Source organism: Arthrobacter sp. TWP1-1 (assembly GCF_049897845.1).
Taxonomy (GTDB): domain Bacteria; phylum Actinomycetota; class Actinomycetes; order Actinomycetales; family Micrococcaceae; genus Specibacter.
Window position 1 is genome coordinate 39,428 of record NZ_JAFCXC010000004.1, and the last position, 25,022, is coordinate 64,449.

19 protein-coding genes and 2 tRNA genes are annotated in these 25,022 nt (G+C 61.3%); 8 read left to right on the plus strand and 13 right to left on the minus strand.

Annotated features, from left to right (window positions below; translation table 11 throughout):
* Positions 1-2: 2 nt before the first annotated feature.
* From ACP7B9_RS08915 to ACP7B9_RS08930, 4 genes are all read right to left on the minus strand, one after another.
* On the minus strand, positions 3-626 hold the full coding sequence (locus ACP7B9_RS08915; protein WP_425862617.1) for a bacterial proteasome activator family protein: 624 nt from the start codon (positions 624-626) through the stop codon (positions 3-5).
* Positions 627-685: 59 nt separating this feature from the next.
* Positions 686-886 (minus strand): YbdD/YjiX family protein, encoded by a 201-nt coding sequence (locus tag ACP7B9_RS08920; RefSeq protein WP_425862618.1) that lies wholly within the window; start codon positions 884-886, stop codon positions 686-688.
* Positions 887-888: 2 nt separating this feature from the next.
* Positions 889-3,156 carry a carbon starvation CstA family protein gene (locus tag ACP7B9_RS08925; protein ID WP_425862619.1) on the minus strand — a complete coding sequence of 756 codons (2,268 nt, stop codon included), beginning with the start codon at positions 3,154-3,156 and terminating at the stop codon, positions 889-891.
* 373 nt (positions 3,157-3,529) lie between these two features.
* A complete protein-coding gene (locus ACP7B9_RS08930; RefSeq protein WP_425862621.1) occupies positions 3,530-4,513 on the minus strand; it encodes an NAD(P)H-quinone oxidoreductase in 984 nt (327 codons plus the stop codon).
* A gap of 96 nt (positions 4,514-4,609) precedes the next feature.
* Here ACP7B9_RS08930 and ACP7B9_RS08935 point away from each other — a divergent pair.
* Both ACP7B9_RS08935 and ACP7B9_RS08940 read left to right on the plus strand, forming a co-directional pair.
* Positions 4,610-4,697, plus strand: a tRNA-Ser gene (locus tag ACP7B9_RS08935).
* Positions 4,698-5,463: 766 nt separating this feature from the next.
* Entirely contained in the window at positions 5,464-5,613 is a 150-nt protein-coding gene (locus ACP7B9_RS08940; RefSeq protein WP_425862623.1) for a hypothetical protein, read from the plus strand.
* Here ACP7B9_RS08940 and ACP7B9_RS08945 read toward each other — a convergent pair.
* Positions 5,610-5,963, minus strand: a complete 354-nt coding sequence (locus tag ACP7B9_RS08945; RefSeq protein WP_425862624.1) for a hypothetical protein — start codon at positions 5,961-5,963, stop codon at positions 5,610-5,612. The genes ACP7B9_RS08940 and ACP7B9_RS08945 overlap by 4 nt on opposite strands.
* Before the next feature lie 547 nt (positions 5,964-6,510).
* Here ACP7B9_RS08945 and ACP7B9_RS08950 point away from each other — a divergent pair.
* Positions 6,511-11,061, plus strand: coding sequence for an ExeM/NucH family extracellular endonuclease (locus ACP7B9_RS08950; protein ID WP_425862626.1), 4,551 nt, complete (start codon positions 6,511-6,513; stop codon positions 11,059-11,061).
* Positions 11,062-11,190: 129 nt separating this feature from the next.
* Here ACP7B9_RS08950 and ACP7B9_RS08955 read toward each other — a convergent pair whose 3' ends face one another.
* A complete protein-coding gene (locus ACP7B9_RS08955) occupies positions 11,191-13,152 on the minus strand; it encodes an FAD/NAD(P)-binding protein (RefSeq protein WP_425862627.1) in 1,962 nt (653 codons plus the stop codon).
* 203 nt (positions 13,153-13,355) lie between these two features.
* Here ACP7B9_RS08955 and ACP7B9_RS08960 point away from each other — a divergent pair, with 203 nt between their 5' ends.
* The 5 genes from ACP7B9_RS08960 (at position 13,356) to ACP7B9_RS08980 (ending at position 17,666) form a co-directional block, all read left to right on the plus strand.
* The gene (locus ACP7B9_RS08960; RefSeq protein WP_425862628.1) at positions 13,356-15,488 is read left to right on the plus strand and encodes a prolyl oligopeptidase family serine peptidase; all 2,133 of its coding nucleotides are present in this window, start codon (positions 13,356-13,358) and stop codon (positions 15,486-15,488) included.
* Between the two features lie 125 nt (positions 15,489-15,613).
* Positions 15,614-15,701: transfer RNA gene (locus tag ACP7B9_RS08965), tRNA-Ser, on the plus strand.
* 94 nt (positions 15,702-15,795) lie between these two features.
* On the plus strand, positions 15,796-16,467 hold the full coding sequence (locus ACP7B9_RS08970) for a FadR/GntR family transcriptional regulator (protein ID WP_425862630.1): 672 nt from the start codon (positions 15,796-15,798) through the stop codon (positions 16,465-16,467).
* A 102-nt stretch (positions 16,468-16,569) separates the two neighbouring features.
* A complete protein-coding gene (locus tag ACP7B9_RS08975; RefSeq protein ID WP_425862632.1) occupies positions 16,570-16,932 on the plus strand; it encodes a PadR family transcriptional regulator in 363 nt (120 codons plus the stop codon).
* Entirely contained in the window at positions 16,929-17,666 is a 738-nt protein-coding gene (locus ACP7B9_RS08980) for a hypothetical protein (RefSeq protein WP_425862634.1), read from the plus strand. The genes ACP7B9_RS08975 and ACP7B9_RS08980 overlap by 4 nt, the downstream gene beginning before the upstream one ends.
* A gap of 79 nt (positions 17,667-17,745) precedes the next feature.
* Here ACP7B9_RS08980 and ACP7B9_RS08985 read toward each other — a convergent pair whose 3' ends face one another.
* The 7 genes from ACP7B9_RS08985 to ACP7B9_RS09015 all read right to left on the minus strand — a co-directional run bounded on the left by ACP7B9_RS08985 (position 17,746) and on the right by ACP7B9_RS09015 (position 25,020).
* Positions 17,746-18,714, minus strand: a complete 969-nt coding sequence (locus tag ACP7B9_RS08985; RefSeq protein WP_425862636.1) for an ABC transporter substrate-binding protein — start codon at positions 18,712-18,714, stop codon at positions 17,746-17,748.
* A 50-nt stretch (positions 18,715-18,764) separates the two neighbouring features.
* Positions 18,765-19,787, minus strand: a complete 1,023-nt coding sequence (locus ACP7B9_RS08990) for an ABC transporter permease (protein ID WP_425862638.1) — start codon at positions 19,785-19,787, stop codon at positions 18,765-18,767.
* 17 nt (positions 19,788-19,804) lie between these two features.
* Positions 19,805-21,346: a sugar ABC transporter ATP-binding protein gene (locus ACP7B9_RS08995; RefSeq protein WP_425862640.1), complete on the minus strand. Its 1,542-nt coding sequence runs from the start codon at positions 21,344-21,346 to the stop codon at positions 19,805-19,807.
* A 219-nt stretch (positions 21,347-21,565) separates the two neighbouring features.
* Entirely contained in the window at positions 21,566-22,420 is an 855-nt protein-coding gene (locus ACP7B9_RS09000; protein WP_425862642.1) for an amidohydrolase family protein, read from the minus strand.
* Positions 22,407-23,375, minus strand: a complete 969-nt coding sequence (locus ACP7B9_RS09005; protein ID WP_425862644.1) for an aldo/keto reductase — start codon at positions 23,373-23,375, stop codon at positions 22,407-22,409. The genes ACP7B9_RS09000 and ACP7B9_RS09005 overlap by 14 nt, the downstream gene beginning before the upstream one ends.
* Positions 23,372-23,686 (minus strand): L-rhamnose mutarotase, encoded by a 315-nt coding sequence (locus ACP7B9_RS09010; protein WP_425862645.1) that lies wholly within the window; start codon positions 23,684-23,686, stop codon positions 23,372-23,374. Before ACP7B9_RS09010 ends, ACP7B9_RS09005 begins: the two co-directional genes overlap by 4 nt.
* Positions 23,683-25,020 (minus strand): alpha-L-fucosidase, encoded by a 1,338-nt coding sequence (locus tag ACP7B9_RS09015; RefSeq protein ID WP_425862646.1) that lies wholly within the window; start codon positions 25,018-25,020, stop codon positions 23,683-23,685. The genes ACP7B9_RS09010 and ACP7B9_RS09015 overlap by 4 nt, the downstream gene beginning before the upstream one ends.
* Positions 25,021-25,022: the final 2 nt, after the last annotated feature.

The following is a 25,022-nucleotide window of genomic DNA, read 5'->3' on the forward strand; positions in this document are numbered from 1 at the left end:
TGTCATAGGTACTGCCCGGGGTCGGCGGATTCCTGCCGTCCAAACCCGGAATCGCCGGAGTGTGCCCCTGCAGACTGTTGCCCGGACGGCGCACGCTGCGGCTCGCCGTTCTCGCCCACAATAACTCCGGGAGCGAGCACTGTTCCGGGTGGCAGCTGGTGGTGTGCAAGGCGGGCAGCCGTTTGCTGGTTGGCCATGGCCTGGACGGCCAACGCTGTTTGAATGCCGTGGAACAAGCCCTCAAGCCACCCCACGAGCTGTGCCTGGGCAATCCGCAACTCTGCATCCGAGGGTGCCGTTTTTTCGGTGAACGGCAGGCTGAGCCGGTGAAGTTCATCAACCAATTCAGGCGCAAGACCGTCTTCAAGTTCCTTGATGGATGCTTGGTGAATCTCCGCGAGGCGGGACCGGGCGGCGTCGTCCAAGGGCGCGCTTTTAACCTCGTCAAGCAGCTGCTTGATCATGGTTCCAATGCGCATGACCTTGTCGGGCTGGTCCACCATGTCTGCCACGCTGGCCGGCTTCCGCGCAGCCTCGGGCACAACATCTTTCGTGGCAGCAGAGCTCTCCACGATTTTCCCTTCGGCCGGTTGGTCAGCGGCCGGCTTCTTCGCTTCGTCACTCATGAAGCCAGTCTCTCACGAGCCCGCCGGATCCGTCCCGCACTGTCAAGTTTCACAGCACGCTAGCAGCAACGGCCTTCCGGATTGGCGTCCTGGCGGTCCATCTTGTCCCGCCAAAACTCCTTGACAGTCAGAGGCTGCACCGCGCAGCCGGTGGCGTGGTGATGTTCGAGGTAGCGCTCATAAGAGTCCTCCCCCAGGACTCCTTTGAGGTACCGTCCCACGGCTCCCACCCCACTGGCTGCGCGGCGCAACACGTTCATGGCTAGTGCCCGGTCCGTGCTGCTTGCTTGCCTGATTCGGCCCATTCCTTCATGAGAGCCTTTTCCGCTGCGCTGGGCGCAATGGAAGCCGGTGCGAAGATCCGCGAGACAACCGCAGGGTCCTCCTTGCTGGTTCCACCGCCAGCCTTGATGGAGCGCACGGTGACCAGGATCGCCGTCGTAATCACCACAAGTGAGAGCACCACGAAGATGATGGACAACGTGCCCTGAACGGTGGTGTTGCGGACAACAGCCTCCATGGCCTCGACATTCTTGGCCGAACCGAAGCTCGTCTTGCCATCCGCCAGCGCCTGCTTGAATGCGTTGTGCTGTGCCCAGTAGCCCACGGCCGGAACGGTGGAGAAGATCTTCTGGAAGGAAGCCACCACGGTCACGACGGTGACGAACACCAACGGCAGCGCAACCATCCACAGGTACTTCACGTGGGTGTTCTTGGAAACGATGACCAGGCAAACGGCCAGTGCAATGGCGGCCAGTAACTGGTTGGCGATGCCGAACAGCGGGAACAAGGTGTTGATGCCGCCGAGCGGATCCGTGACACCCATGATGAGGATGGCGCCCCAGCCGGCCACCATGATGGCCGTGGTGATCCACGAGCCCAGGCGCCAGGAGGTGTCCTTGAACTTCGGCACAAAGTTGCCGATGGAATCCTGCAACATGAACCGCGCAACGCGGGTTCCGGCGTCGACCGCGGTGAGGATGAACAGGGCCTCGAACATGATGGCGAAGTGGTACCAGAAGCTCATCATGGACTGCCCGCCGGCCACCTGCTGCATGATGTGGGCCAGGCCCACGGCAAGGGTCGGGGCGCCGCCGGTGCGCGAGACGATCGACTCTTCGCCGACGTCGGACGCGGTTTGGGCAAGTGTGGCCGGGTCAACGTGCACGCCGGTCAGACCCAGCGAATTCACGAATGCCGCGGCACCTTCGATGGTGCCGCCCGTGGCTGCGCCGGATGCGTTCATGGAGAAGTAGATGCCGCGGTCGATGGACAGTGCGGCGACGAGTGCCATGATCGCCACGAAGGACTCCATGAGCATTCCGCCGTAGCCGATGTAGCGGGCCTGGCGTTCCTTTTCGATCAGTTTCGGCGTGGTTCCGGACGCGATCAGGGCGTGGAAGCCGGAAAGCGCACCGCAGGCGATGGTGACGAACAGGAACGGGAACAAGGCACCGGAGAATACGGGCCCGTCCGAGCGTCCGGCGAATTCGCTGAACGCGGGGACGTTGATGGTGGGGCGGACCAGCACGATGGAGCCGGCCAGCATCACGATGGTGCCGATCTTCATGAATGTGGAGAGATAATCGCGCGGGGCCAACAATAGCCAGACAGGGAGGATCGCGGCGATGAAACCGTAAACGATGATGCACCAGGCGAGCGTTGTGCGGTCAAGGTGGAATACGTCCGAACCCCACTCGGTGGCCGCAACCATGCCGCCGCCAATGATGGCAGCGAGCAGCAGGACCACGCCGATCAGGGATACTTCCATGACCTTGCCCGGACGCAGGAAACGCAGATAAACACCCATGAACAGGGCGATCGGGATGGTCATCGACACCGAGAACACGCCCCACGGGGATTCGCCCAAGGCGTTGACAACAACGAGCGCCAGAATGGCCACAATGATAATCATGATCAGCAGGGTGGCGATCAGCGCGGCAGTACCGCCGACGACGCCGAGTTCCTCGCGTGCCATCTGGCCCAGGGAGCGTCCGCCGCGGCGCATGGAGAAGAACAGAACCAGGTAATCCTGGACCGCACCGGCAAGCACGACGCCGAGGATGATCCAGATGGTGCCGGGCAGGTAACCCATCTGGGCTGCAAGGATGGGCCCGACCAACGGGCCGGCGCCGGCAATGGCGGCGAAGTGATGCCCAAAGAGGACGTTGCGGTCCGTGGGGACAAAGTCCTTGCCGTCGGCCTTGTATTCGGCCGGAGTTGCTCGCTTGTCGTTGGGCTTGAGGAGGAACTTTTCAATGACCTTTGAGTAGAAGCGGTAGGCGATCAGGTAGGTACAGACAGCGGCAAAGACAAACCAGATGGCGTTGACGGTTTCACCGCGAACAACGGCCAGAACCACCCAGGCCACACCGCCGAGCAGCGCGATGGCTGCCCAAATGGCAATCTTCAGTGGCGTCCATTTCTGGGTTTCCGCTTCCGCTTCGAGGTCCACGGCCACGGGCGGCAGCTCCGGGTCCTGGATCAAGACATCGGCTGGATCGCCAACTCTGTTTGACGGCACTGTCATGTTTTCCCCTACGTTAATACTTCAATAAGTCTGCAATTACGGCCACCTGAGATTAGTCATAGGCTGCACGTCACATTCACACTGTGGCATGAATCATGGCCGAAAATCTGCAAGCGGTAGTGATTTTGCGACGAAAGGTCTGATTCCCGACGACGGCTTTGCCGGACGACGTCCGACGGCGGGAGCTGCCGTTGCGCCGGAGGGGACGAGTCCCGCCGTCGTGCTTCATACCAGTGAAAATCTGTGTGGCAGTTGTTGTTGCTGAAACGCCAAGAATCGGGGTTTCTACAGCAACAACTGCCACACAGAATTGGGGGCGGATGGCCTTTGGTGCACGGCCCCCGCGCTCCCCGCACAGCGGCCACACCCTGCGCTAGAGCGTCAGCAGCACCTTGCCGACATGCGAACCCGAATCGAGGTAGTCGTGCGCGGCCGCGACCTGCGCCAGCGGGAACGTCTTGTCCACCATGGGCTTGACGGCGCCGCTGGTAACCAGGGGCCACACATGAGCGCGGACTTCTTCCATGATGGCCGACTTTTCCTCAACGGACCGGGCACGGAGCGTGGTGCCGATGATGGCCGCGCGCTTGGTGAGGAGGGCTCCCAAGTTGAGTTCCGCCGTCGCACCTCCCTGAAGGCCAATGACCACAAGGCGGCCATAGGTGGCCAACGCCTCAACATTGCGGGCTAGGTATTTGGCGCCCACAACATCCAAAATGACGTCGGCACCATGACCCTCGGTGAACGCCTTGACTCGCTCCACAAAATCCTCGGTGCGATAGTTGACGGCCATGTCAACGTCGAGGTAGCTGGTGAGCATGGCAACCTTCTCGTCGCTACCCGCAGTGGCAATGACGCGGGCACCGGCAGCCTTGGCGAGCTGAATGGCCATGGCACCTACGCCGCCAGCGCCGCCGTGAATGAGAACGGTTTCACCGGCCCGCAGCTGCGCCGTCATGAACAAGTTCGAGTGCACGGTGGCTGCCACCTCCGGCAGGGCAGCGGCCGAGATCACATCAATTCCGTCAGGCAGGGCGAGCACTTGCCCGGCCGGAACCACCACCTGGGCAGCATATCCACCTCCTGTGAGCAAGGCCACAACCTTCTCGCCGAGGCTAAAGGGACGCGTCACGTTAGGCCCGAAAGCTGCGATCCGCCCCGAGACTTCTAGGCCCAAAATATTTGAGGCACCAGCCGGTGGAGGGTAAAAACCGCGGCGCTGTTGCACGTCTGCGCGGTTGATTCCTGCGGCAATCACGTCAATGAGGACCTCACCCGGGCCCGGAACGGGAGCCGTGACCTCAGCTAGTGCCAGCACCTCCGGCCCACCTGCGCCCGTTGTAACTATCGCCTTCATGACCTTCTCCATCGCCCGTTTTGCACCCATAAATTCTAGCCGGACCTGTGCTCATTTTGGTTGCACGGCCCTGCCTATGAAACACTACTAGGGTAAGGAAGGTTGTCCGAGCGGCCGATGGAGCTGGTCTTGAAAACCAGTGTGCGGTAACCCCGTACCGCGAGTTCGAATCTCGCACCTTCCGCGCTTATAAAAGGAAGCGGCCCCGTCACCGGGGTCGCTTCCCTTTTGCTACTGGCCTTGTTTGCCGTCATTTGTGGCCAGACTGTGGCCGGAAGTCTTGGCAGTGGCGTTTCTGGGGATCATTGCAGCGCGCTTATCGGCGGCTTGTTCATCCACACCAGAAGTAAATCGATCCGGGGCCACTGTCTTGGGTCAGGCGCAATTGGCGGCGTGATATCTACGACTTAGCCGGCCGGAATGATCCATCAGGCATTTGCTTGCGGGGATGTTCGGCAGCGTACGCTATGAGTTCGTCCGGCAAGCTACGCCGCCTCTTTCCGAAGACTTCCTTGTGGCCACTTACTGCTTTGCCGCGGACCCACAATCGCTCCTTGGTGGACATATCCGACAATGAGACGCCTAGGCCACTCGCGGGATAGCTGACGATCGCACTCTCACCTGGACCCAGGGTGATTGGTAGAGACGAGTCACCGGCCCCCGGTTCCATATAGGCAAACGTTCTGCCATTGGGTAGGGCGACTAAAAGTCCAGTTACCTGCGTCGTCGCCGTTCGGCTTTGATTGACTACTTCGACGTTGATCCTGTCCCAGCCTGGGGCAATCCGAAGATCTCCGTGTGTCATCATGCTCCAAGACGTCTTTACGGCAAGTTTGAACCGATCCTGATACCTGAACCCAAGCGTTAGACCTATGGAAAGTAACGATATGACAATGGCGACGGCAGGCAAGATGAGGACCAAGGGCGATTGCCCTACTAATTGAACTTCAATGGCGGTATTTATCACCGATACAGGCTACCCGGCCGCGCTGAAAGACTCCCGCCTTCTGGCCTGCAGTACCATCGACGGGCAAACGAAGGTATTTGCAGCAGACAAGGATGGCCCCACACCTCAGGTGTGGGGCCATCCTGTTCCTTAGCTCAGCCGATCCCAGCTGCCAGGTGATGAAACTTGACCGTCGTCGAAACGAATGCCAGCCAAAAGTGCACCACTGACCCGACCATCCTTGTTGTGCGTGATGCGCCGCGGCAAGCCGCAGGCAACTGCAAACTCAGAAATGTCGAAGTTGGGATCTGCATGCATCAGCACCTGGGCAGAGACCCACATGACGTTGAGTTTCAGCGTGTCCGTTTCGGCCTGCGTCAACTGTTGCGTGCTTGTGTGATCACTGCTTCGGTCATGGCCGGCACGGTCTGCTCGGTAAGGAGCGTCCGACCAATCATGATTGCTGATTTCACGGGCATGTTCTTGAGCAATACGGCTCAACATAGAGCTACCTCCGATAGGTATTGGAAAAGCGCATCCCCGATGGACGCGCACTACAAGCCTAAGCGGCGAAGGTGACCAATGGAACCTGTGGCCGAACTGTGACCAGCGGCCCCGCCACCTATTGTTTTTCGGTGGTGCTCGATAACACGACAACCCCGCTCTGACCTGCGACGATGCATCTAGACGGCGCTCGCTGGTTCCCGTTATTTCGGGGAAAACAAAACTTGAAAACCAGTGTGCGGTAACCCCGTACCGCGAGTTCGAATCTCGCACCTTCCGCGCTTATAAAAGGAAGCGATCTCATCACGAGATCGCTTCCTTTTTCTTTTGCCCGCCGCCCCTGACCTTTTGACTCATTTTGCCCAAAACCCTTGGAATTCCATTGACCGAGGCCAACCGTTCATGAATGATTCACATCTATGTGTTTGGATCAAACTCATTCCTGCGGGCAGGTTGGGTGGCGACTATCTGTCCTTCTCCCCTTGCAAACTGCGGATCATCATCACTCACGGCGCCTGGGGGCGCCACACTTTTGAGAGTTGGAGACATGACGAGCAACACCTTCATCAAGGCTGGGCTAGGGGCCGCACTGGCCCTTGGTTTGGTTGTGGCACCGCTGGCGATCTCGCCGGCCATAGCCGCAGACGAATCGGCAACTGCTGTTGCCCCTGCTGAGCAAGGTTCGACGGCGGAACTTGCGCCAGTCGGATCACTCCCCGCCGCTGTCACCGCCGCAGGCACCCTTGCGGCACCCAATGTGATCATTAACGAGGCCTACCTCAACGGCGGCAGCGCGAACGCCACCTACAAGAACAAGTATGTGGAGCTCTACAACCCCACGGGCGCCGATATTAGCTTGACCGGCTGGTCGCTGCAGTACCGATCCGCTACAGGGCAAGTGGCTCCCACCGGATTCGCAGCCCTTTCCGGCACCATCAAGGCCAATGATTACTACCTGATCAAGGGCAACTCCAATGGCGTTGTGGGCAGTGAGCTGCCGGCCAGCGATGGCGACGCTAGCGGCTTCTCCTTCGCTGGTGGCGCCGGCACGCTGATCCTCTCCGACAAGAATGCCAAGTTGCCGGCCGATCTTGCCACCGGCTCCTTGGTGGGCACCGCTGGCGTAGTTGACCTCCTCGGCTACGGCTCCTCCAACACCTTTGAAACTGCTGCGTCCTCGGCTGCCAATGCCTCCTCGTCGCTGAACCGCACGAGCTTTGTCGACACGGACAGCAACGCGGCAGACTTCACCACGGCCGCACCCTCGCCTGTTGGTACCGGCGGAGGCGACGAACCGCCTCCGCCGCCTGTTGATTCGGGCGCCAAAACAATTGCTGAAGTTCAGGGCGAAGGCGTCAAGAGCCCGCTCGTTGGGACCACCGTGACTACCAAGGGCAAGGTCACCGCGACCTACCCCACTGGTGGCTTCAACGGTTACTTCATCCAGACCCCGGGCACCGGCGGCGATCTTGACCTTGCAACACACAAGGCCTCAGCCGGCGTCTTTGTTTACTCGCCGGCCACCGTTGCCGCCGTTCACATCGGCGACTACGTCCAGGTCACAGGTTTGGTCAAGGAATTCGGCGGCGCCTCAGACACCGCCACCACTACGGAAATTGACGTTGCCGCGGGCGGCCTGACGCCGCTCGTAGAGCCGACTACCGAGGTCAAGGCCGCTGTCATCACAGTTCCGGCTTCGGTGGAGCAGCGCGAAACCCTTGAGGGCATGCTTGTTGCACCCCAGGGCGATTTCACCATCACCGACAACTACTCCCTGAACAACTACGGCGAGATTGGTTTGGCCACGGGCACCACTCCTCTGGTCCAGCCCACCGCAGTGGCACCCTACGGCTCGGCCGAGTACACGGCCAAGGTCGCCGAGAACGCTGCCCGCGCCATCAAGCTCGACGACGGCGCCAGCACCAACTTCTTGAACGCCGCCGGCCGGTCTGTTCCTCTGCCGTGGCTGACTCAGGAAACGCCTATGCGCGTTGGCTCCACCTCGGAATTCATGGCGCCTGTCATCTTTGACAACCGCAATAACTCCTACAAGTTCCAGCCCTTGGAAGCACTTACCCCTGCCAACGCAGCTGCCGTGCAGCCCATCGCTTTCGGGAACAACCGCGTAGCGGCACCGAAGGACGTAGGTGGCAATCTCAAGGTCGCTTCCTTCAACGTGCAGAACTACTTCACCGAAACCGGTGACAAGAACGCCTCTTGCCAGTTCTACAACGACCGCGAAGGTAACCCGATCGCCGTCCGCACGGGCTGCAACCAGCGCGGTGCTGCCAACGCGGAGAACCTCAAGCGTCAGCAGGACAAGATTGTTGCCGGCATCAACGCATCAGGCGCCGATGTGCTCTCGCTGGAGGAAGTTGAAAACTCCGCCAAGTTTGGCAAGGACCGCGATAGCGCCTTGTCCACACTGGTTGATGCACTTAACGTAGCCACACCGGGAGTCTGGGACTATGTCCGCTCCCCCGCCGCTGACCAGCGTCCCGACGTCGCAATTGAAGACGTCATCCGCACGGCCTTCATCTTCAAGAAGGCTGCCGCGGAACCCGTCGGCGCATCGGTGATCCTCGACGACGCCGCCTACACCGGAATTGCTCGCCAGCCGCTGGCCCAGTCCTTCAAGCTCGTTGGCGCCGAGGATTCGGCCAAGGTGCTGTTGATCGTGAACCACTTCAAGTCGAAGGGTTCCGCGATCGGCAACGACACCGACCAGGGGCAGGGCAACTCCAACCTGGCCCGCACGGCCCAGGCCCAGGCCCTGGTGAAGTTCTCCGCCGAACAGCAGTCCGCACAGGGCACCGACAAGGTCCTCCTCATGGGTGACTTCAACGCATACGGCTTTGAAGATCCCATCAACGTCATGACAAATGCCGGCTACGTCGACCAGGATCCCAAGACGGGCAAGCACTCCTACAGCTACGGCGGCATGGTTGGCTCACTCGACCACGTTCTCGCCTCACCCGCTGCGGAAGCCATCATCACCGGCGCGGATATCTGGAACATTAACTCGGCCGAGTCCATCGCGATGGGCTACAGCCGCTACAACTACAACGTCACCAACTTCTACGATGACTCAGCGTTTTCCGCCTCGGATCATGATCCCGTGGTGGTTGGCCTGAACCTTGAGGGCGTCGAAGAGGCCACCAAGGACATCAATCTCCTGAACATCAACGATTTCCACGGTCGCATTGACGCCAACACGGTGAAGTTTGCCGGCACGGTTGAGCAGCTCCGCGCCGAAGCCGGCGATGCCAACACGGCCTTCATCTCCGCCGGTGACAACATTGGTGCCAGCCTGTTCGCCTCTGCCTCGCAGGAGGACAAGCCCACCATCGATGTCTTGAACGCGCTGGAACTGCAAGCGTCCGCCGTCGGAAATCATGAATTCGACAAGGGCTATGCCGACCTCGATGGCCGTGTCAACGACGCAGCCAACTGGGACTACCTCGGTGCCAACGTGTACGCGAAGGGCACCACCACACCGGTGCTCGATGAGTACACGATCATCACGGTCGACGGCGTGAAGGTCGCCATCATCGGTGCCATCACGCAGGAGACACCCACCCTGGTGACGCCGTCGGGCATCTCCACGCTGGACTTCGGCGACCCGGTCGAGGCAGTCAACCGCGTGGCCAAGGAGATCACCGACGGCAAGCTCGCCGATGTCATCGTGGCCGAATACCACGATGGTGCCGGCGGGGGAACGCCCGAGCAGGCAACACTGGAGCAGGAAGTTGCCGCCGGGGGCACGTTCGCGGAAATCGTGACGAAGACCAGCGCATCGGTCGACGCCATCTTTACCGGCCACACGCACAAGCAGTACGCCTGGGATGCACCCATCCCCGGCGTTTCCGCTGACGCTGCCTTGAAGACCCGCCCCGTGCTCCAGACCGGAAGCTACGGCGAGTTCATTGGCCAGATCGAGCTGACTGTGGATACCGACACCAACGCGGTTATCTCCTACACGCAGGGCAATGTTGCACGCACCAAGGCCGACGACGCCGCGCTGGTCGCCGAGTTCCCGCGCGTGGCCGCCGTCAAGACCATCACCGACAAGGCTTTGGCCGATGCCAAGGTGGCCGGCAGCGTTCCGGTCGGCAAGATCGCAGCTGACATCACCACGGCGCAGATTCTTGATCCTGCCACTGGCAAGTACATCCGTGACGACCGTGCCAGTGAATCAACCTTAGGCAACCTCGTGGGCGATTCGCTCCTGGATGCGCTCAAGTCGGAGCAGACCGGCGGAGCCGAGATCGGCGTCGTCAATCCCGGCGGCCTCCGTGCGGACCTGCTCTACAAGAACACCGGCTTCGACGATGGCGTGGTCACTTACGCCAACGCCAACGCCGTATTGCCGTTCGTGAACAACCTGTGGACCACCTCCCTGACCGGAGCGCAGGTCAAAACCATGCTGGAACAGCAGTGGCAGACCAATGCTGACGGCACGATTCCCAGCCGTCCGTTCCTGAACCTTGGACTGTCGTCCAACATGGACTACACATACGATTCCACTCGCAAGTTGGGCGACCACATCACCTCGGTCACCATCAACGGCGCACCGCTGGATCTTGAGCGTTCCTACCGCGTGGGCACGTTCAGCTTCCTGGCTACGGGCGGCGACAACTTCCGCATCTTCACCGAGGGCACCAACACGAAGGATTCCGGCCTCATTGACCGGGACGCCTGGATCAAGTACCTCGGTGAGCAGTCCGCCACGGCACCCATTGCCCCCGACTTTGCACGCCGCGGCGTCGAGGTCATCGGTAACCCAGCCTCGGTAAACGCCAAGGGCGCCGTCAGTTTCCAGCTCAACAAGCTTGATCTGACGTCTTTGGGAAGCCCGAAGAACACCGCCGTCACGGTGGAATTCACCGATAGCAAGGGTAAGAGCACCGTGGTTGACACGGTAGGCGTGAGTGATGGATCTGCAAAGGTCTCCTTCACCCTTCCGGCTGATGCCCGCACCAGCGGCACCATCACCGTCAAGGCAGCCCCCAGCGGCACCACGGTGACGCTGCCGTTGCTCATCACCAACCCGAATGAGCAGTGCAAGCCCAACAAGGGCAAGAAGGTTTGCCTCTGATCGGACTGAGCTGAACACTCACCGCGCCCGTTCCCGGGTGATCGAGCCTGTCGAAATCGGACAGGCTCGACTCCCGGGGGCGGGCGCGGTGCGTTGCGGACGGGTCTCGACAGGCTCGACCAGCGGGACTTAGCCCAGGATGTGGGCCGCGATCGCATCCGCGTCGCGAACCGTTCGGTACCCGCTGCGGTATTTAGCCGAGGCCTCCGCCGCGATGGCCGTACCCCACTGCACCGAAGAGAGCTGCAGCCCCAGAACATACAGGCCCTTGACCGGCTCGCCGACGCCGTCCAGCGTTCGGTACGGCGGCGCAGAAACATCAAGTCCGCTGGTGACGACGGGTTCGCCGTCGGACGCCAACATATGGCGCGGACGTGCCAGGCCATCCACCAAGAGATTTTGCATCAACAACGAGTCGCTGCGCAGGATGTTGTTGGCAGGAGCAAGTGCTTCCACCAAATATCGCGCCTCCCAGGGCGTGCCGGCCACCCATGGCGAGCCAGCTGTGAACAACCCGTACTGGATCCGGAATAGCGGATCAGGACCAGCAAAATGCACCACCGAGGCACGCACCAGCGCAGCCAGTTGCTCCATGCGAACGGCCGGCGGCCCACTAGCCAAGCCCTCAACGAAGCTTTCAAACCAGCCGCGCAGCTCGCCCAGCCACGAACCTTGCGTGATGCCGCCGTCGGACACAAGTGACTTAATGATGGCGCGCCCCGCGTTCAAAGCACCAATGGCCATCTTGACGGGATCGTCCTCACCGCGGGCAGACGCTGCGGCATCGCCTGCCAAATATTCCAAGACGGCTGCGTCCATGTCCGCGTACGAGGCAAACCGGTGCCCCTCGCCCGCGCGCAAAGGATGCCGGGCCAGCGGACGGGCCAGCCCCTTTAGGTCAAGGATGTGGCCGTCCTGCACATGGCGGGCCACGAGCTCCTTGAGCCGCTGCACCCACCCAGGGTCTCCGCCGTCGAGCCCTTCGTGGAGCAAGGCATCCAGCTCAGGCAGCAGCTCCGGCGCAACCGCATCGGGACGAGTCCGGGCGAGCGTCGTGTAGTAGGCCCAGAGCGTATCGCGGTGCAGAAGCGGCCAGATATCGTGATCAAAACCGGCGGTGGCACCCATGGCCCGAATGGCTGCGACGGCATCCTCGCCAAGGAATCGCAGCGTGACGCCCTTGGGGTAATAGCTGTCCATCTCGGCCTTGGCCCGGTACGGAGTGCCGCGGCGCGAGGCCCCAACAATCACCGGTTCGCGGCCCGAGGCAACGTACCGCAGCGACTCCCCCGCGGGCAGCCCTGTGGGTTCAAAAACGCCGCCTCGACCCTCCGTCAGCTGCCCCAGCACGTCAAAAAAGTTCAGTCCCATGCCGCGCACCAGCACGGTTTCGCCGGCGGGCAACAGGTCCCAGTCCACGTCGTTGGGCACGGCCGGCGGGAAGTAGTGGAGCCCGTGCGTCCGGGCCTCGTCGCGCAACTCCTTTTGCGGCGGGCTCAGCTTTGAGTCAATGTGTCCCAATGCCAGCACCACCTGATCCGCGTGGAGGTTCTCGCCGCCCTGAAGTACGACGGCGAAGCCACCGTTCTCATGGTCCCTCGCCACCCGCTTGGCCTCGGCGGGGTGGATGGTGAGACTCACGCCGTCGGGCATGGCTTCGGTGAGCTGCTCAAAGCACCAGCTCAAGTAACGGCCGTACAGGGCCCGGCTGGGGAAATTCGTGGCTTCGAGGCCTGCGAGTTCGGTTTTGTCGCCGCCGCTGAGCTTGTCCCAGGGCGTGCCTTGCTGCGCCGCACGCCATTCGTTGAAGCTGCAGCCGGCCAGCGGTGGGGCCTGCACGCCCTGGTCCGGGATCAGGGTTGGGAAGAAACTTTGTGTGTTCATCAGGTACAGGCGCGACTGCTCCGTGCGCCATACATGCCCGGCCCCCGGCGGAAACGGGTCAACGAGGTGGATGTGCAGCTTTTTGGTTTCGGCAGCTGAGTTTATTGCGTGCTGGGCGTGCTGGGCCGCGTGCTGGGCCAGGAGGCGTTCCATGACGGAAGTCCCGCGGGGTCCCGCCCCCACAATGACAACGCTCTGCACACCCATAGATTCCACCCCTTGAGCTTAACCGATCCCGCCAAAGCCGCCCCTGCTCCTGCTCCAGTTGGCACGTGGCCGGAATGTTCTGTTCTACGTTGAGTTCGACACTAAGTTGCCGCAGAACACTGTTGTGCGGCAACTCCACACCGAACCGCGCGCAGGACAGAACTTAAAAGGGCTCGATTCGCTGCCATGCCTAGGATGGGGCTATGACTGAAGCTGGCGCACCCTTGAAACTTGCCGAACAACCCGAGGACGAATTCCTGTGGCTCGAGGATATCCACGGCGACGACGCCATGGCGTGGGTCCGCGAGCGCAATGCCCGGACGGATGCCGCGTTGGTGAACGCCGCCTACTCGGATTTGGAGGCATCGGTTCTGGAGGTTCTGGATTCGGCGGACCGGATTCCCATGGTGTCCAAGCGGGGCAACTGGTATTACAACTTCTGGCGCGATGCGGCGAATCCCCGCGGCCTGTGGCGCCGGACCACGTGGACCAGCTACCTCAGCCCTTCCCCGAAGTGGGATGTCCTGCTGGACGTAGATGCCCTGTGCGCATCTACGGGCGAGGACTGGTTCTGGGCAGGGGCCTCCTTGTTGCGCCCAGCCCCCGGGGAGGAGTACCGGCACGTGATGGTGGCCCTCTCCCCCGACGGCGGCGATGCTATGGCCTACCGCGAGTTCGACCTCTCGACCTTGAGCTTCGTGGACGGCGGTTTTGAGCTGCCCTCGGCCAAAACGCGGCTGGGCTGGCTGGATGTGAACACCCTCTACGTTGGCACCGACACTGGCGTTGGGTCCATGACGGAATCGTCTTACCCGGCGGCCACGCGCGTCCTCCAGAGGGGCGAAAATCTGGAGCAGCTGGCGGCGAAGGAACCGCTCTTCTCCGTCCCGTTGGATCACCTCAGCGGCGGTGTCTCGCACAGCAGCACGCCCGGGTTCGAGCGCGACGTGGCCTACGACGTTCTGGACTTCTTCAACAGCCGCAGCTACCTGCGCGTCGGAGAGGAATGGGTGCACATCGAGGTGCCCGACGACATGAGCGTTTCCCTCCACCACGAATGGCTGTTGCTGCGCCCGCGCACCGACTGGACCGTGGCCGGAACGGTCTATGCGGCTGGCACCCTGCTGGTGATTGAGGTTGACGCGTTCATGGCTGGCAGCCGGGAACTTCGCACCATCTTCGCGCCCACGGCGGCGCAGTCGCTGCAGTCCTGGAGCTGGACCAAGGACTTCCTGCTCCTGAACCTGCTCTCTGATGTTTCCTCGAAGATTCTTGTGTTGGATCCTGCCTCCGGCTGGGCTACCGCTGAGCTTGACGCGTGCCCGCCGCTGCATTCGGTGGACGCCTACTCCGTTGACGACGAGGATGTGGACCCGGACAACCCCAACGCCGGCAACGACTACTGGCTCGTGGCCACAGGATTCCTCACCCCCTCCACGGTCTACCGCGGCACACTTTCCGGGTCCGACGCCAAAGGAGGCGCCACGAAGGGTGCGGCAGCAGCGCTGGTGCGGGAGGCGCCGTCGTTCTTCAACGCCGAGAACTACAGCGTGGAGCAGCACTTCGCCACCTCGGCCGACGGCACCCGCGTACCCTACTTCCAGGTGGGGTCGAAGGACCTGGTGCTCGACGGCGCGAATCCCACCTTGTTGAGCGGGTATGGCGGATTCGAGGTGTCGCGCACACCGGCGTACAGCGGGACCGTGGGACGCAGCTGGTTGGAGCGCGGCGGCGTCTTTGTCGTGGCGAACATCCGCGGCGGCGGCGAATACGGCCCGACGTGGCATACGGCCGCCTTGCGGGAAAACCGGCACCGTGCGTACGACGACTTCGCCGCCGTGGCTCGCGACCTCGCGGCACGCAAGGTGACCTCGGCGTCGAAATTGGGCTGCGCGGGCGGCAGTAACGGCGGGCTGCTGGTGGGCAATATGCTCACGCATTACCCGGACTTGTTTGGGGCCGTCTCCTGCGGGGTGCCGCTGCTGGACATGCGGCGCTACACGAAGCTATCCGCCGGTGCATCGTGGATTGCCGAATATGGTGACCCGGATGTGCCTGAACAATGGGAATTCATCAAGACGTTCTCGCCTTACCACCTGCTGCGTGCCGGTGTTGAGTATCCGGCGACGTTCATTTGGACGGCGACCTCAGATGACCGGGTGGGGCCGGTGCAGGCCAGGAAGATGGCGGCACGCATGGAATCAATGGGAATTCCTGTGTGGTTCCACGAGGCTCTCGAGGGCGGGCACTCCGGCGCCGGGAACAACGAGCAGGCCGCCCGGCTGCACACGGCATCGCACGAATTCTTGTGGCGGGCGCTGAACGGACAGCTCTAGATTCATGCGGGAACGTCTCGGCGCGGGGTAATTTTGCCCCTACCCCCGCACTCGTTTTGCTTTGTAGGGCATCTACTGGGTAAAGTTTGGGATGCTGGTTAGGGGCTTCTACCTTAGCCAGTGCTGGAGACGTGCCAGAGCGGCCGAATGGGCTTCACTGCTAATGAAGTGTGGGGCACAACTCCACCGGGAGTTCAAATCTCCCCGTCTCCGCAGAAAAAAATGCACTCCTCGATTCGTCGAGGGGTGCATTTTTGTGTGTGGTGGCTTTCCGGGCTTTCAAACATCAGACCATTAGACTTGATGCATGGCCGTAACTGACGAAGCAATCACGAAAATCAAGGACATGATCATTTCCGGCGAGCTTTCTGCCGGGGACCGGTTGCCTCCGGAGAAGGAACTCAGCGAAAAGCTAGGCCTGTCCCGCAGCTCCTTGCGCGAAGCCGTCAAGGCCCTGGAAATCATCAAGGTTCTCGATGTTCGCCGGGGCGATGGCACCTATGTGACAAGTCTGGAGCCGAAGTTACTCACCGAGGCCATGACGTTCATTGTGGACCTTCATCAGGATGAATCCATTTTGGACATCTTCGAAGTTCGCCGAATTTTGGAACCGGCCGCCGCTGCCATGGCCGCCGGACGCATCACCGCCGAAGAGATTGCCGCGCTGCGGGCCACCATGGAGAACATCGACGATTCAACCAGCGTCGAACAGCTCGTTGAGCACGATCTGATTTTCCACCAGCTCATCACGTCCGCGGCAGACAACTCCTATCTCGCCAGTGTTTTGGACGCGCTCTCCAGCAGCACTGTCCGAGCCCGGATTTGGCGCGGCCTCACCCAGGAAAAGGCGGTGGACCGCACCCTCTCCGAGCACGCATCCATCATCGAGGCTCTGGAACGCGGCGACGCCGAGCTGGCCAAGGCCCTTTTGACCGTGCACATCAGTGGCGTCGAGCATTGGCTCCGCCAAGCGCTATAGACCCAGCCTCTTCTCGAAACCCACCTGCCATCCAGAACCCGGCAGGTGGGTTTTCTGCGTAATAGGGTTGCCACACTAACTAGTTAGACATACGATCTAGTCATGAGTTCATCACTAGAAGAGCCGTGGCCCGGGGATTGGAACCGCGCGTCCCTTGGACTGTGCGCACTCCAAACCCTTAAAGACGGCCCCAGTTATGGCTACGCCATCATCACCGCGTTGGAGCAGGCGGGCCTCGGGACCTTCAAGGGCGGCACACTCTACCCACTCCTGACCCGCTTTGAAACGGCGGGCTGGGTCGAGGTCGAATGGCGCGCCGGCGAAAGCGGCCCCGGCAGAAAGTATTTCTCCCTGACCGCCACCGGCCGCACCGAGTTGGAACACCAGCGCCAACAATGGCTCAGCTTCACTCAAAGTACGACGGCGTTCCTCGCCGCAGCCCCCGATCGAGGAGTTTTGCAATGACCAAGGAGCAAACGATGAAGACCGCGTCCCACAGGAAGTGGCTGGACGAACTGACCCTGGAACTACGACTGAACGACGTCTCCGGCAAGTCGATCGGGGATGCCCTAGCCACGGTTGAGGAGTTCTTGGCCGATTCCGGCCAGTCCCCCGAGGAGGCTTTTGGCACACCTCGCGAATATGCTGCCGAGCTGGCTGGCGGATCGGTCCAGTCAGGCCGGAAGGGCATGAGCAGGACCATCGCATTGACCACCACCAGTCTGCTCACGTTCCTCGTACTTAACGCGACGCTGACCCCGTGGCTCAGCGGAGAACAAATGCCCATTGGCGGCTGGCAATTGGTTTGTGTGGCTGTTCTGGCCGTCCTCGTAATTTCGCTACCGCTTTATGTGACGCACCTGCTCCGGCACATCTGGGCGATGATTGCTGTTCCGGTCGTTGGCGTAGCAGCCGGGATCTTCTCGGCGGCGCTCACACCGAAGACGGCCGAAAACGCTTTCCTAGCACTCTCTCCGCAGCCAATCCTGATTATCAGCGCCGTACTACTGATTGTCCTGTCGATAGTCGGCACCATTATCACCCTGCGCGAGGAGCCTGATCCGGTGGTCGGCCCGCTGGACACCACCTCGACCAGCAGACTCAAGGCACGTCGATTCGAGCTCCTCACCCAATGGCTCTTTCCGATCATCGCGGTAGCCCTTCTGGGCATGACAGCGCTAATCAACGCCGGTACGTAACAAAGGTCTCGACTGGCTCGACCGCCGAAGAATTTCGTTGGTCGAGCCCGTCGAGACCCCAGGGTAGTTCTAGTGGTTTTTACTCGTAGAGGTTCGCCGCGATATCGGGATCGGCGATGTTGGTCTTGTCGTACCAGTAGAAGCCGGTGTCGATGACCTTCTCCACCTTCTCGCCCTTGATGGCGGCAACGGCGGCCTTGACCGTCTCGTAGCCGATGCCCACGGGGTTCTGGGTGACGGCGCCAGCCATGAGGCCGTCCTTGATGGCATCCATCTGTGCCTTGCCGGAGTCGAAGCCAACAATGACCAGTTTGCCGGTCTTGCCTGTTTCCTTGACTGCGTTGACAACACCGATGGCGGCACCCTCATTGGTTCCGTACATGCCAGCCAGGTTCGGGTAGGCGGTCATGATGGTCTTGGCGGCGTCGGTGGACTTGGCCTGATCGCCGTCCGCGTACTGGATGTCAACAATCTTAATGTCCGGAGCGTTGGCCTTGAGGTAGTCAACGAAGCCGTCGCGACGGTCGGTCCCCGAGGTGGCTGTCTGCGAGTGACCGACGATCGCGATCTCACCCTTGTTGCCCAACAGCTCGGCCATGTGCTTGGCGGCCTCGGCAGCGGCGGCCTTGTTATCCGTGGACGCCGTGGCAATCGGGATATCGGAGTCAACGCCGGAGTCGAAAGCGATCACGGGGATGTTCTTGCTCTTGGCATCCTGCAGCACACCTTCTGCGGCCTTGGAATCGAGCGCGGCCAGCGCCAGCGCCTGCGGGTTCTTGGCCATGGCGTTGTTCAGCTGGTCCATCTGCTGCTGAACGTTGGTTTCCTTGTCGGGCCCCTCGAAGGAGATCTCGACGTCGAATTCCTTGGCAGCCTTCTCCGCCCCCTGCTTCACTGACTGCCAGAACTGGTGCTGGAAGCCCTTGGAAACAATAGCGATGTAGGTCTTACCGTTAGCGGCCGGAGCTTCGGCTGCAGTGTCACAGGCAGCAAGGCCAAGGGACAGTGCGGCGACCGAGGCGAAGGCCAGGAATTTTCTTCTTTGCATGGGTTTAACTCCTTTGTATAAACGCGGTGAAAAGCTGGTGGTGGGGAAAGTTAGTTGGTGGCTTTTTTGCGGCGCATCATGTCCAGGTACACGGCGAGCAGGATGACCACACCCACCGCCACCTGCTGCCATTCCTGCGGGATGGACATGATGGACAAACCGTTAGTCAGGACCGACATGATCAGCGCACCAATGACCGTGCCGATGATGGATCCCTTGCCGCCGGCCAGTGAGGTTCCGCCAATAACGACGGCGGCGATCGCCTGAAGCTCCAAGCCTGCCCCTCCCGCTGGCTGGGCTGAGTTGAGGCGGGCGGTGGCGATGACACCGGCCAGGCCTGTGAAGCAGCCGGCAACCGTGTAGATCAGCACCGTCCACTTGGTGACGTTCACGCCCGAGAGCGCCGTCGCCTGCATGTTGCTGCCGATGGAGTAGGTGTAGCGGCCAAGGATGGTCTTGGACAGGAGCAGGCCGGCGATGATGGCGGCCGCGAACAAGATGAACACGGCGTTAGGGATGACCAGTCCCGGGATCGACTTACCCAGCGCGAAGATCTTCTGGAATCCGGCAACCTCATTGGTGTAGATCGGCTTGGTGCCCGAGATGACCAGGGCGAGGCCCGCGGCAACCATCATCATGGCGAGCGTGGCAATGAAGGAGGGGATCTTCATGAAGGCGACAAGGAAGCCGTTGATGCCGCCCATCAGCGCACCAAACAGCACGCCGCAGAGAACGCCCACGATCATGGGCATGCCCAGCTGGGTCATGAATACCGCTGTCATGACCGAGCACAGTGTCATGCCCGTACCGATGGACAGGTCGATGCCGCCGGTGATGATGACGAACGTGGTGCCCAGCGCCAACAGGCCCGTCACCACGGTGGAAAGCAGGATGTTGGAAAGGTTTGCGGCCTGGTAAAAGTTGGAGCTGGCCACGGAGAAAAATAGGACCAGTGCTAGGAGGCTGGCAAAGGCCAGAAGCTGTTGGAAGCTGGCACGGAGCCGGGTGTTGAATTCGGATTGTTTGTTGCTGGCAACCTTGGCGGCCTGCGCAGCGTCCTTTGTCAGGGTCATCTGTTCGCCGTACTTTCTTACGAGGTGGAGCGCTGCGCGCTGGGTAGGGGTGTCAGGACTGCGCCGGTGGTGTTTTGTGTTGCCAATTCCATGATGTTTTCCTGGCTGGCTTCGGCATTGGAGAGGAAGCCGGTGAGCTGCCCCTCGCTCATGACGGCGATGCGATGGGACAGACGCAAAACCTCCGGCAGTTCCGAGGAAATCATGATGATCGATTTGCCCTGTGCTACCAGATCATTCAGGAGCGCGTAGATCTCTTCCTTGGCACCGACGTCGATCCCTCGGGTCGGTTCGTCAAAGATCAAGATCTCGCAGTCCTTCACGAGCCATTTGGCAATGACAATCTTTTGCTGGTTGCCACCCGAGAGGTTTTTGGCCGTCTGGGCGCTGGAGGGGGTCTTGATGCGCAGCTTGTCGATGTATGTTGCGGCCGTTGACTTCATGGCTTTGTCGTTGAGCACACCCATGCGGCTGAACATTTTCAGGGAACTCAGCGCGATGTTGTCCTTGACATCTCGCTCGAGCAGCAGGCCCAGGTGTTTACGGTCCTCGGACAGGTAGCCCACACCCATGCTCGCCGCGATGGCGGGGTTGCCGATCGAAACTTCCGTTCCATTGAGCTCAATGGTTCCGGCAGAGATGCGGTCGGCACCAACAATGGCGCGAGCAATCTCGGTGCGCCCGGCACCCATGAGGCCAGCAAAGCCAAGGATCTCTCCGCGGTGTAGCTCGAAGTTGATGTCGCGCAGGAAGCCCTTGGTTTCCAGGCCGCTGACCTTCAGCACTACCTCGTCCGACGGCGCATGGCTCGCCGGACGCTGGTTGCCGGAGATCTCACGACCCACCATGAGGTTGATGACCTCACGCATCGTGGTGCTTTCCGTGTCGACAGTGTCGATGTAGGCGCCGTCGCGGATCACCGTGATGCGGTTGGAGATGGCCTTGAGCTCGTCCATTCGGTGCGAGATGTAAATGACACCGGTTTGTTCATTCGTAAAGTTGCGAATCAAATCATGCAGGGTGGCCACTTCGGCATCGTTGAGGGCTGCCGTGGGCTCATCCATGATCAAGATGCGCGACTTGTAGGACAGCGCCTTGGCAATTTCAACCATCTGCTGTTTGGCAACGGTCAGGTCGCCCACTCGCGCCTTGGGGTCCAGATCGATGTTGATGTGGTCAAAGAGCAGACGGGCCTTGCGGTTCAGCGCCCGCTCATTCAGGAAGACGCCGGCCCGGCGGGGTTCACGCCCAATGTAAATATTCTGGGCCACCGTAAGGTCTTGCATCAGGTTAAATTCCTGGTGGATGATGCTGATGCCAAGTTCTTGTGCGTGCTTGGTTCCGTTGATGGCCACTTCCTGGCCGTCAATTTCAAAGGTGCCTGAATCGGGAACGTAGATGCCCGACAACAGCTTCATGAGGGTGGACTTGCCAGCGCCGTTTTCGCCCACGAGGGCGAGGACCTCATTGTGCCCTAAATCCAACTGCATGTCAGATAGGGCTTTGACCCCGGGGAAGCTCTTATTTACCCCGGCGATCCGAAGGAGTTTCTTACTCATACTGCCCTCTCAAGGCTTCTTCATTTGATCCGACATCAGACCTATAAGGAGATCCGATACGACCGGCCGACTCATTTGTCTTCTGCATCAAAAACGTAAAATACGGCTATTTCCCGCCAACGTCTACGTCAGCGGGGGCAATCAACTTCCATCATGGTATGTTACCCACGCCACAAAAACACGCATTTTCGATAAATACATCCGATGTTTCCAAGAATGTTATCGATCATAAACGCGTTGCGCCGTCCCAACCCACAGGGACCGGGCCTCCTCGGGGCTCAGTGAGGACAACAACGACTCCGCGATCTCCACCGTTTCCCGGTAGCTGCCGCCGAGCAGGCTCACCGGCCAGTCGCCACCAAACATGAGCCGGGCGGGACCAAAAGCCGAAAGCGCTATATCCCAGACACGCTCCAGTGCCTGCGCGGAATAGTCGCTCCTATCGGAATGAAGTCCGGAGAGTTTCGCCGTCGTATTCGGCATCGCGGCCACGGCGGCCAGCTGCCGCTGCCAACGCTCAAGCTCTTCGGCGTTGCCACCTCTGGGCGGTTTACCCAGGTGATCAACTACTACCCGGAGACCGGGCATCGCCTGAGCCAGGTCAACCACCTGGTCCAGATACCGAGGAAAAGCGTCGGGAACGTCAAAGGCCAACCCGGCCTGCGCCACCAATCCCAGCGACTCACGAACGGAGTCCAGGGCCAAGAAATGTGGGCGGGGATCGTTGTGAATCAAGGCGCGCACACCGCACAAGGCGGCGTGATGGCCCCACTTTTCCAGCAGCCTCGCCGTAGCGGCCGGGTCCTCCAAGGGGAGCCAGCCCACCACACCCACGATCCAGTCATGAGTGGCCGCGGCGGACAGCATCATCTCTGTGTCGGCCGCGGTGTCATCTGCCTGCACCAAGATCGCCTGGCCAACTCCGGCATCCGCCAGCGTCTCTCCAGCCTGTTCGGCTGTGAAATCGTCGTACAGGATCCCGTGCTCTGGGGTCAGCCAGGAATACTGCCCGGAACCCACCTCCCACAGGTGGACGTGCGCGTCGATGCGGACCTCGGTGTCAGGCGTGGACAAGGCGCTCGTCCAACAAACCGCGCGAAACCAGGGCGGCCCACAATTCGACCGGAATCTCCGCGGCCATGCGGGCCGCCGTTTGAGCGATCTGCCCCGGGTTGGAGGCTCCCACCACAACCGTGGCCACGGCCGGGTGGGTGAGGGCGAATTGCAACGCCGCGGCGGGAAGTTCCACACCAAACTCATCGCAGCAGGCCGCGAGTGCCTTAGCCCGGGCAAGGATCCCGGCCGGGGCGGGCGCGTAGTTGTAGTGGGCGTCGTCAGGCACCACTGTGCGGGCCAACAGACCCGAGTTGTAGACCCCACAGTTAGCCACAGCAACGTTGCGTTCCAGACACAACGGCAGGAGATCTCCGGCCGCCGGCTGCTCCAACAAGGTGTACCGCCCGGCAAGCATAATCACGTCGAGATCGGCGGCGGCCACGCAATCGCGCAGCGCGTCGGCGGAGTTGGCGCCCACGCCGATGGCCTTGATCAGGCCCTCAGCGCGAAGTTTTTCGAGGGCGGGCAGGGCTTGTTTGATGCCCGCTTCGAGATCGTAAACATCGGGATCGTGCAGATAAGCGATGTCGATCCGGTCCAGGCCGGTGCGCTCCAGGGAATCCTCGATGCTGCGCCGAATCCCGGCTTCGGAGGGATCCCAGCGACGGACAACATCGGCGGGCACGTCGAAGCCCTCGGCATCTCTTGCCCCCGAGGGGTTCGCCACGGTTTCCAAGACGCGTCCCACCTTGGTGGAAATGACAAATTCTTCTCGCGGCTTGGTAGCCAAAAATGCGCCGAGGCGGCGTTCGGAAAGGCCGATGCCATAGTGCGGTGCCGTGTCGAAGTACCTGATGCCCGCGTCCCACCCGGCAGCGACGGTGGCGGTAGCAACGTCGTCGTCCATGGCGCGGTACAGGTTACCGATGCCGGCGGCACCGAAGCCCAGGCGACCCAGTTCGGGGAGACTCATGGCAGCTCCCATACCTTTGCCAAGCCCATATCGGCGCCGGAGTAGTCGTCCTCGACCTCAAGCAGCTCGGCCATGACGGCCTGCCATTCGATATTGACCGGGTTGAGCGCTAATTCCTTGCGCATGGCCTGGTAGTCGGCAACCTCCACCACGTGGAAAAGCTCCCGCCCGCTGCGCCAAATGTTCCAGCCGGTGACTCCTGCCGCGCGCAATGCTGCGTCCAGGTCGTCGCTGATGCGGGCGTGGACGGAATCGTACTCCGCCTCCTTGCCGGGCTTCAACCGGGTGTGCAGGGCAATCTTCTGGTTCATGACGCATCGCTTTCGGGGTTGAGGAACAACTCAATAACGGGGACGGCCACCCCGGGGCGCTGCACGGGCAGCTTCAGGGTCAAAGTTCCGGGTGCCTGACCGGCGGGCGTCATATGCCCGGCTGCTTGCCCGGACTCCAACACCAGCATGGCGATTTCCGAGGCGTCGTTGAGCAACTGAGCGTAGCGCACTGTGCCCGCCAGCCCCGGCAGGTGAATGAACTGGAACGGCCACGCGAACAGGTGCAGGTACAAACGGTCCCCGCGCAGCGTGAATCGCGCGTCCTGCGGGGCGGCGATTCCGGCCGCGCCGGCGCCGTAAATAGAGCGGCCGTGCAGGCGCATCCACTCACCCATTCCGGAGAGAGATGCGGAGGCGCGGGGATCGATCTCACCCCTAGCCGTCGGGCCAACGTTCAGCAGCAGGTTGCCGCCCTTGGATACGCCGTCAATGAGCATATGAATCAACTGCTCGGCGGACTTGTAATCCAGGTTGTCCCTGTCATAGCCCCAGCTGCCGTTGAGTGTTTGGCACGCCTCCCACGGGACTTCCTTGCCACCGCTAAGCATGGCGCCGGCGGGCTGGTACTGCTCCGGAGTCACGAAGTCGCCGGGAACGTTGAGCCTGTTGTTGACGATAATCCCAGGCTGGAGTTCCCGGATCATCTCCATGAGCGCAACGGAACCCCACTCTTCGGCGCCCTTGCCGCGGAACGTGGTTACGCCGTCGGGGTTGGCCGTGGCCTCATCAGGGTAAGAGAAATCAAAGAATAGGTAATCGATCTGCCCATAGTTGCTCAGCAGCTCGCGCACCTGACCGTGCAGGTACTCGCGGTACCGGGCGCCGTCGCGCGTCTTGTTCAGTTCCTGCCACTGCGGGTTGTTCCGCGCGGCGTGGTTGCCGTCGATCGTGAAGTCCGGGTGGTGCCAGTCGATGACCGAGTGATAGAACCCAACCTTCAACCCGGCCTCGCGCAGCGCCGCAACATAAGGCGTCAGCAGATCCCGCCGGCATGGGGTGTTCGTGGCTTTGTACTCCGTGAGCGCGGAATCCCACAGCGCGAACCCGTCGTGGTGCTTAGTGGTCAGAACCACGTACTTCATGCCGGCATTCTTCGCCGCGGCCGCCCACTCACGCGGATCGTAAAGGTCAGGATCAAAGTGCTCAAAGTACTTGCGGTACTCCCCCACTTCCATATTCTCCCGGTACATGACCCACTCATGCCGGGCCGCCAGAGAATACAGTCCCCAGTGCACAAACATGCCGAGCCGGTCCTGGGTGAACCAGGGCGCATGCTCAATGGTGACTTGGGCGGGTGTGGGCAGAGCGGGCATGG

What these genes read in the sequence shown, in the direction of transcription:
- ACP7B9_RS08990 (WP_425862638.1), bottom strand. Translation starts at nt 19,787, where the DNA reads ATGACCCTGACAAAGGACGCTGCGCAGGCCGCCAAGGTTGCCAGCAAC.
- ACP7B9_RS08945 (WP_425862624.1), bottom strand. Translation starts at nt 5,963, where the DNA reads ATGTTGAGCCGTATTGCTCAAGAACATGCCCGTGAAATCAGCAATCAT.
- ACP7B9_RS08925 (WP_425862619.1), bottom strand. Translation starts at nt 3,156, where the DNA reads ATGACAGTGCCGTCAAACAGAGTTGGCGATCCAGCCGATGTCTTGATC.
- ACP7B9_RS08955 (WP_425862627.1), bottom strand. Translation starts at nt 13,152, where the DNA reads ATGGGTGTGCAGAGCGTTGTCATTGTGGGGGCGGGACCCCGCGGGACT.
- ACP7B9_RS08950 (WP_425862626.1), top strand. Translation starts at nt 6,511, where the DNA reads ATGACGAGCAACACCTTCATCAAGGCTGGGCTAGGGGCCGCACTGGCC.
- ACP7B9_RS09010 (WP_425862645.1), bottom strand. Translation starts at nt 23,686, where the DNA reads ATGAACCAGAAGATTGCCCTGCACACCCGGTTGAAGCCCGGCAAGGAG.
- ACP7B9_RS08920 (WP_425862618.1), bottom strand. Translation starts at nt 886, where the DNA reads ATGAACGTGTTGCGCCGCGCAGCCAGTGGGGTGGGAGCCGTGGGACGG.
- ACP7B9_RS08940 (WP_425862623.1), top strand. Translation starts at nt 5,464, where the DNA reads ATGGCGGTATTTATCACCGATACAGGCTACCCGGCCGCGCTGAAAGAC.
- ACP7B9_RS08930 (WP_425862621.1), bottom strand. Translation starts at nt 4,513, where the DNA reads ATGAAGGCGATAGTTACAACGGGCGCAGGTGGGCCGGAGGTGCTGGCA.
- ACP7B9_RS08980 (WP_425862634.1), top strand. Translation starts at nt 16,929, where the DNA reads ATGACCAAGGAGCAAACGATGAAGACCGCGTCCCACAGGAAGTGGCTG.
- ACP7B9_RS08995 (WP_425862640.1), bottom strand. Translation starts at nt 21,346, where the DNA reads ATGAGTAAGAAACTCCTTCGGATCGCCGGGGTAAATAAGAGCTTCCCC.
- ACP7B9_RS08975 (WP_425862632.1), top strand. Translation starts at nt 16,570, where the DNA reads ATGAGTTCATCACTAGAAGAGCCGTGGCCCGGGGATTGGAACCGCGCG.
- ACP7B9_RS09005 (WP_425862644.1), bottom strand. Translation starts at nt 23,375, where the DNA reads ATGAGTCTCCCCGAACTGGGTCGCCTGGGCTTCGGTGCCGCCGGCATC.
- ACP7B9_RS08960 (WP_425862628.1), top strand. Translation starts at nt 13,356, where the DNA reads ATGACTGAAGCTGGCGCACCCTTGAAACTTGCCGAACAACCCGAGGAC.
- ACP7B9_RS09015 (WP_425862646.1), bottom strand. Translation starts at nt 25,020, where the DNA reads ATGCCCGCTCTGCCCACACCCGCCCAAGTCACCATTGAGCATGCGCCC.
- ACP7B9_RS08985 (WP_425862636.1), bottom strand. Translation starts at nt 18,714, where the DNA reads ATGCAAAGAAGAAAATTCCTGGCCTTCGCCTCGGTCGCCGCACTGTCC.
- ACP7B9_RS08970 (WP_425862630.1), top strand. Translation starts at nt 15,796, where the DNA reads ATGGCCGTAACTGACGAAGCAATCACGAAAATCAAGGACATGATCATT.
- ACP7B9_RS08915 (WP_425862617.1), bottom strand. Translation starts at nt 626, where the DNA reads ATGAGTGACGAAGCGAAGAAGCCGGCCGCTGACCAACCGGCCGAAGGG.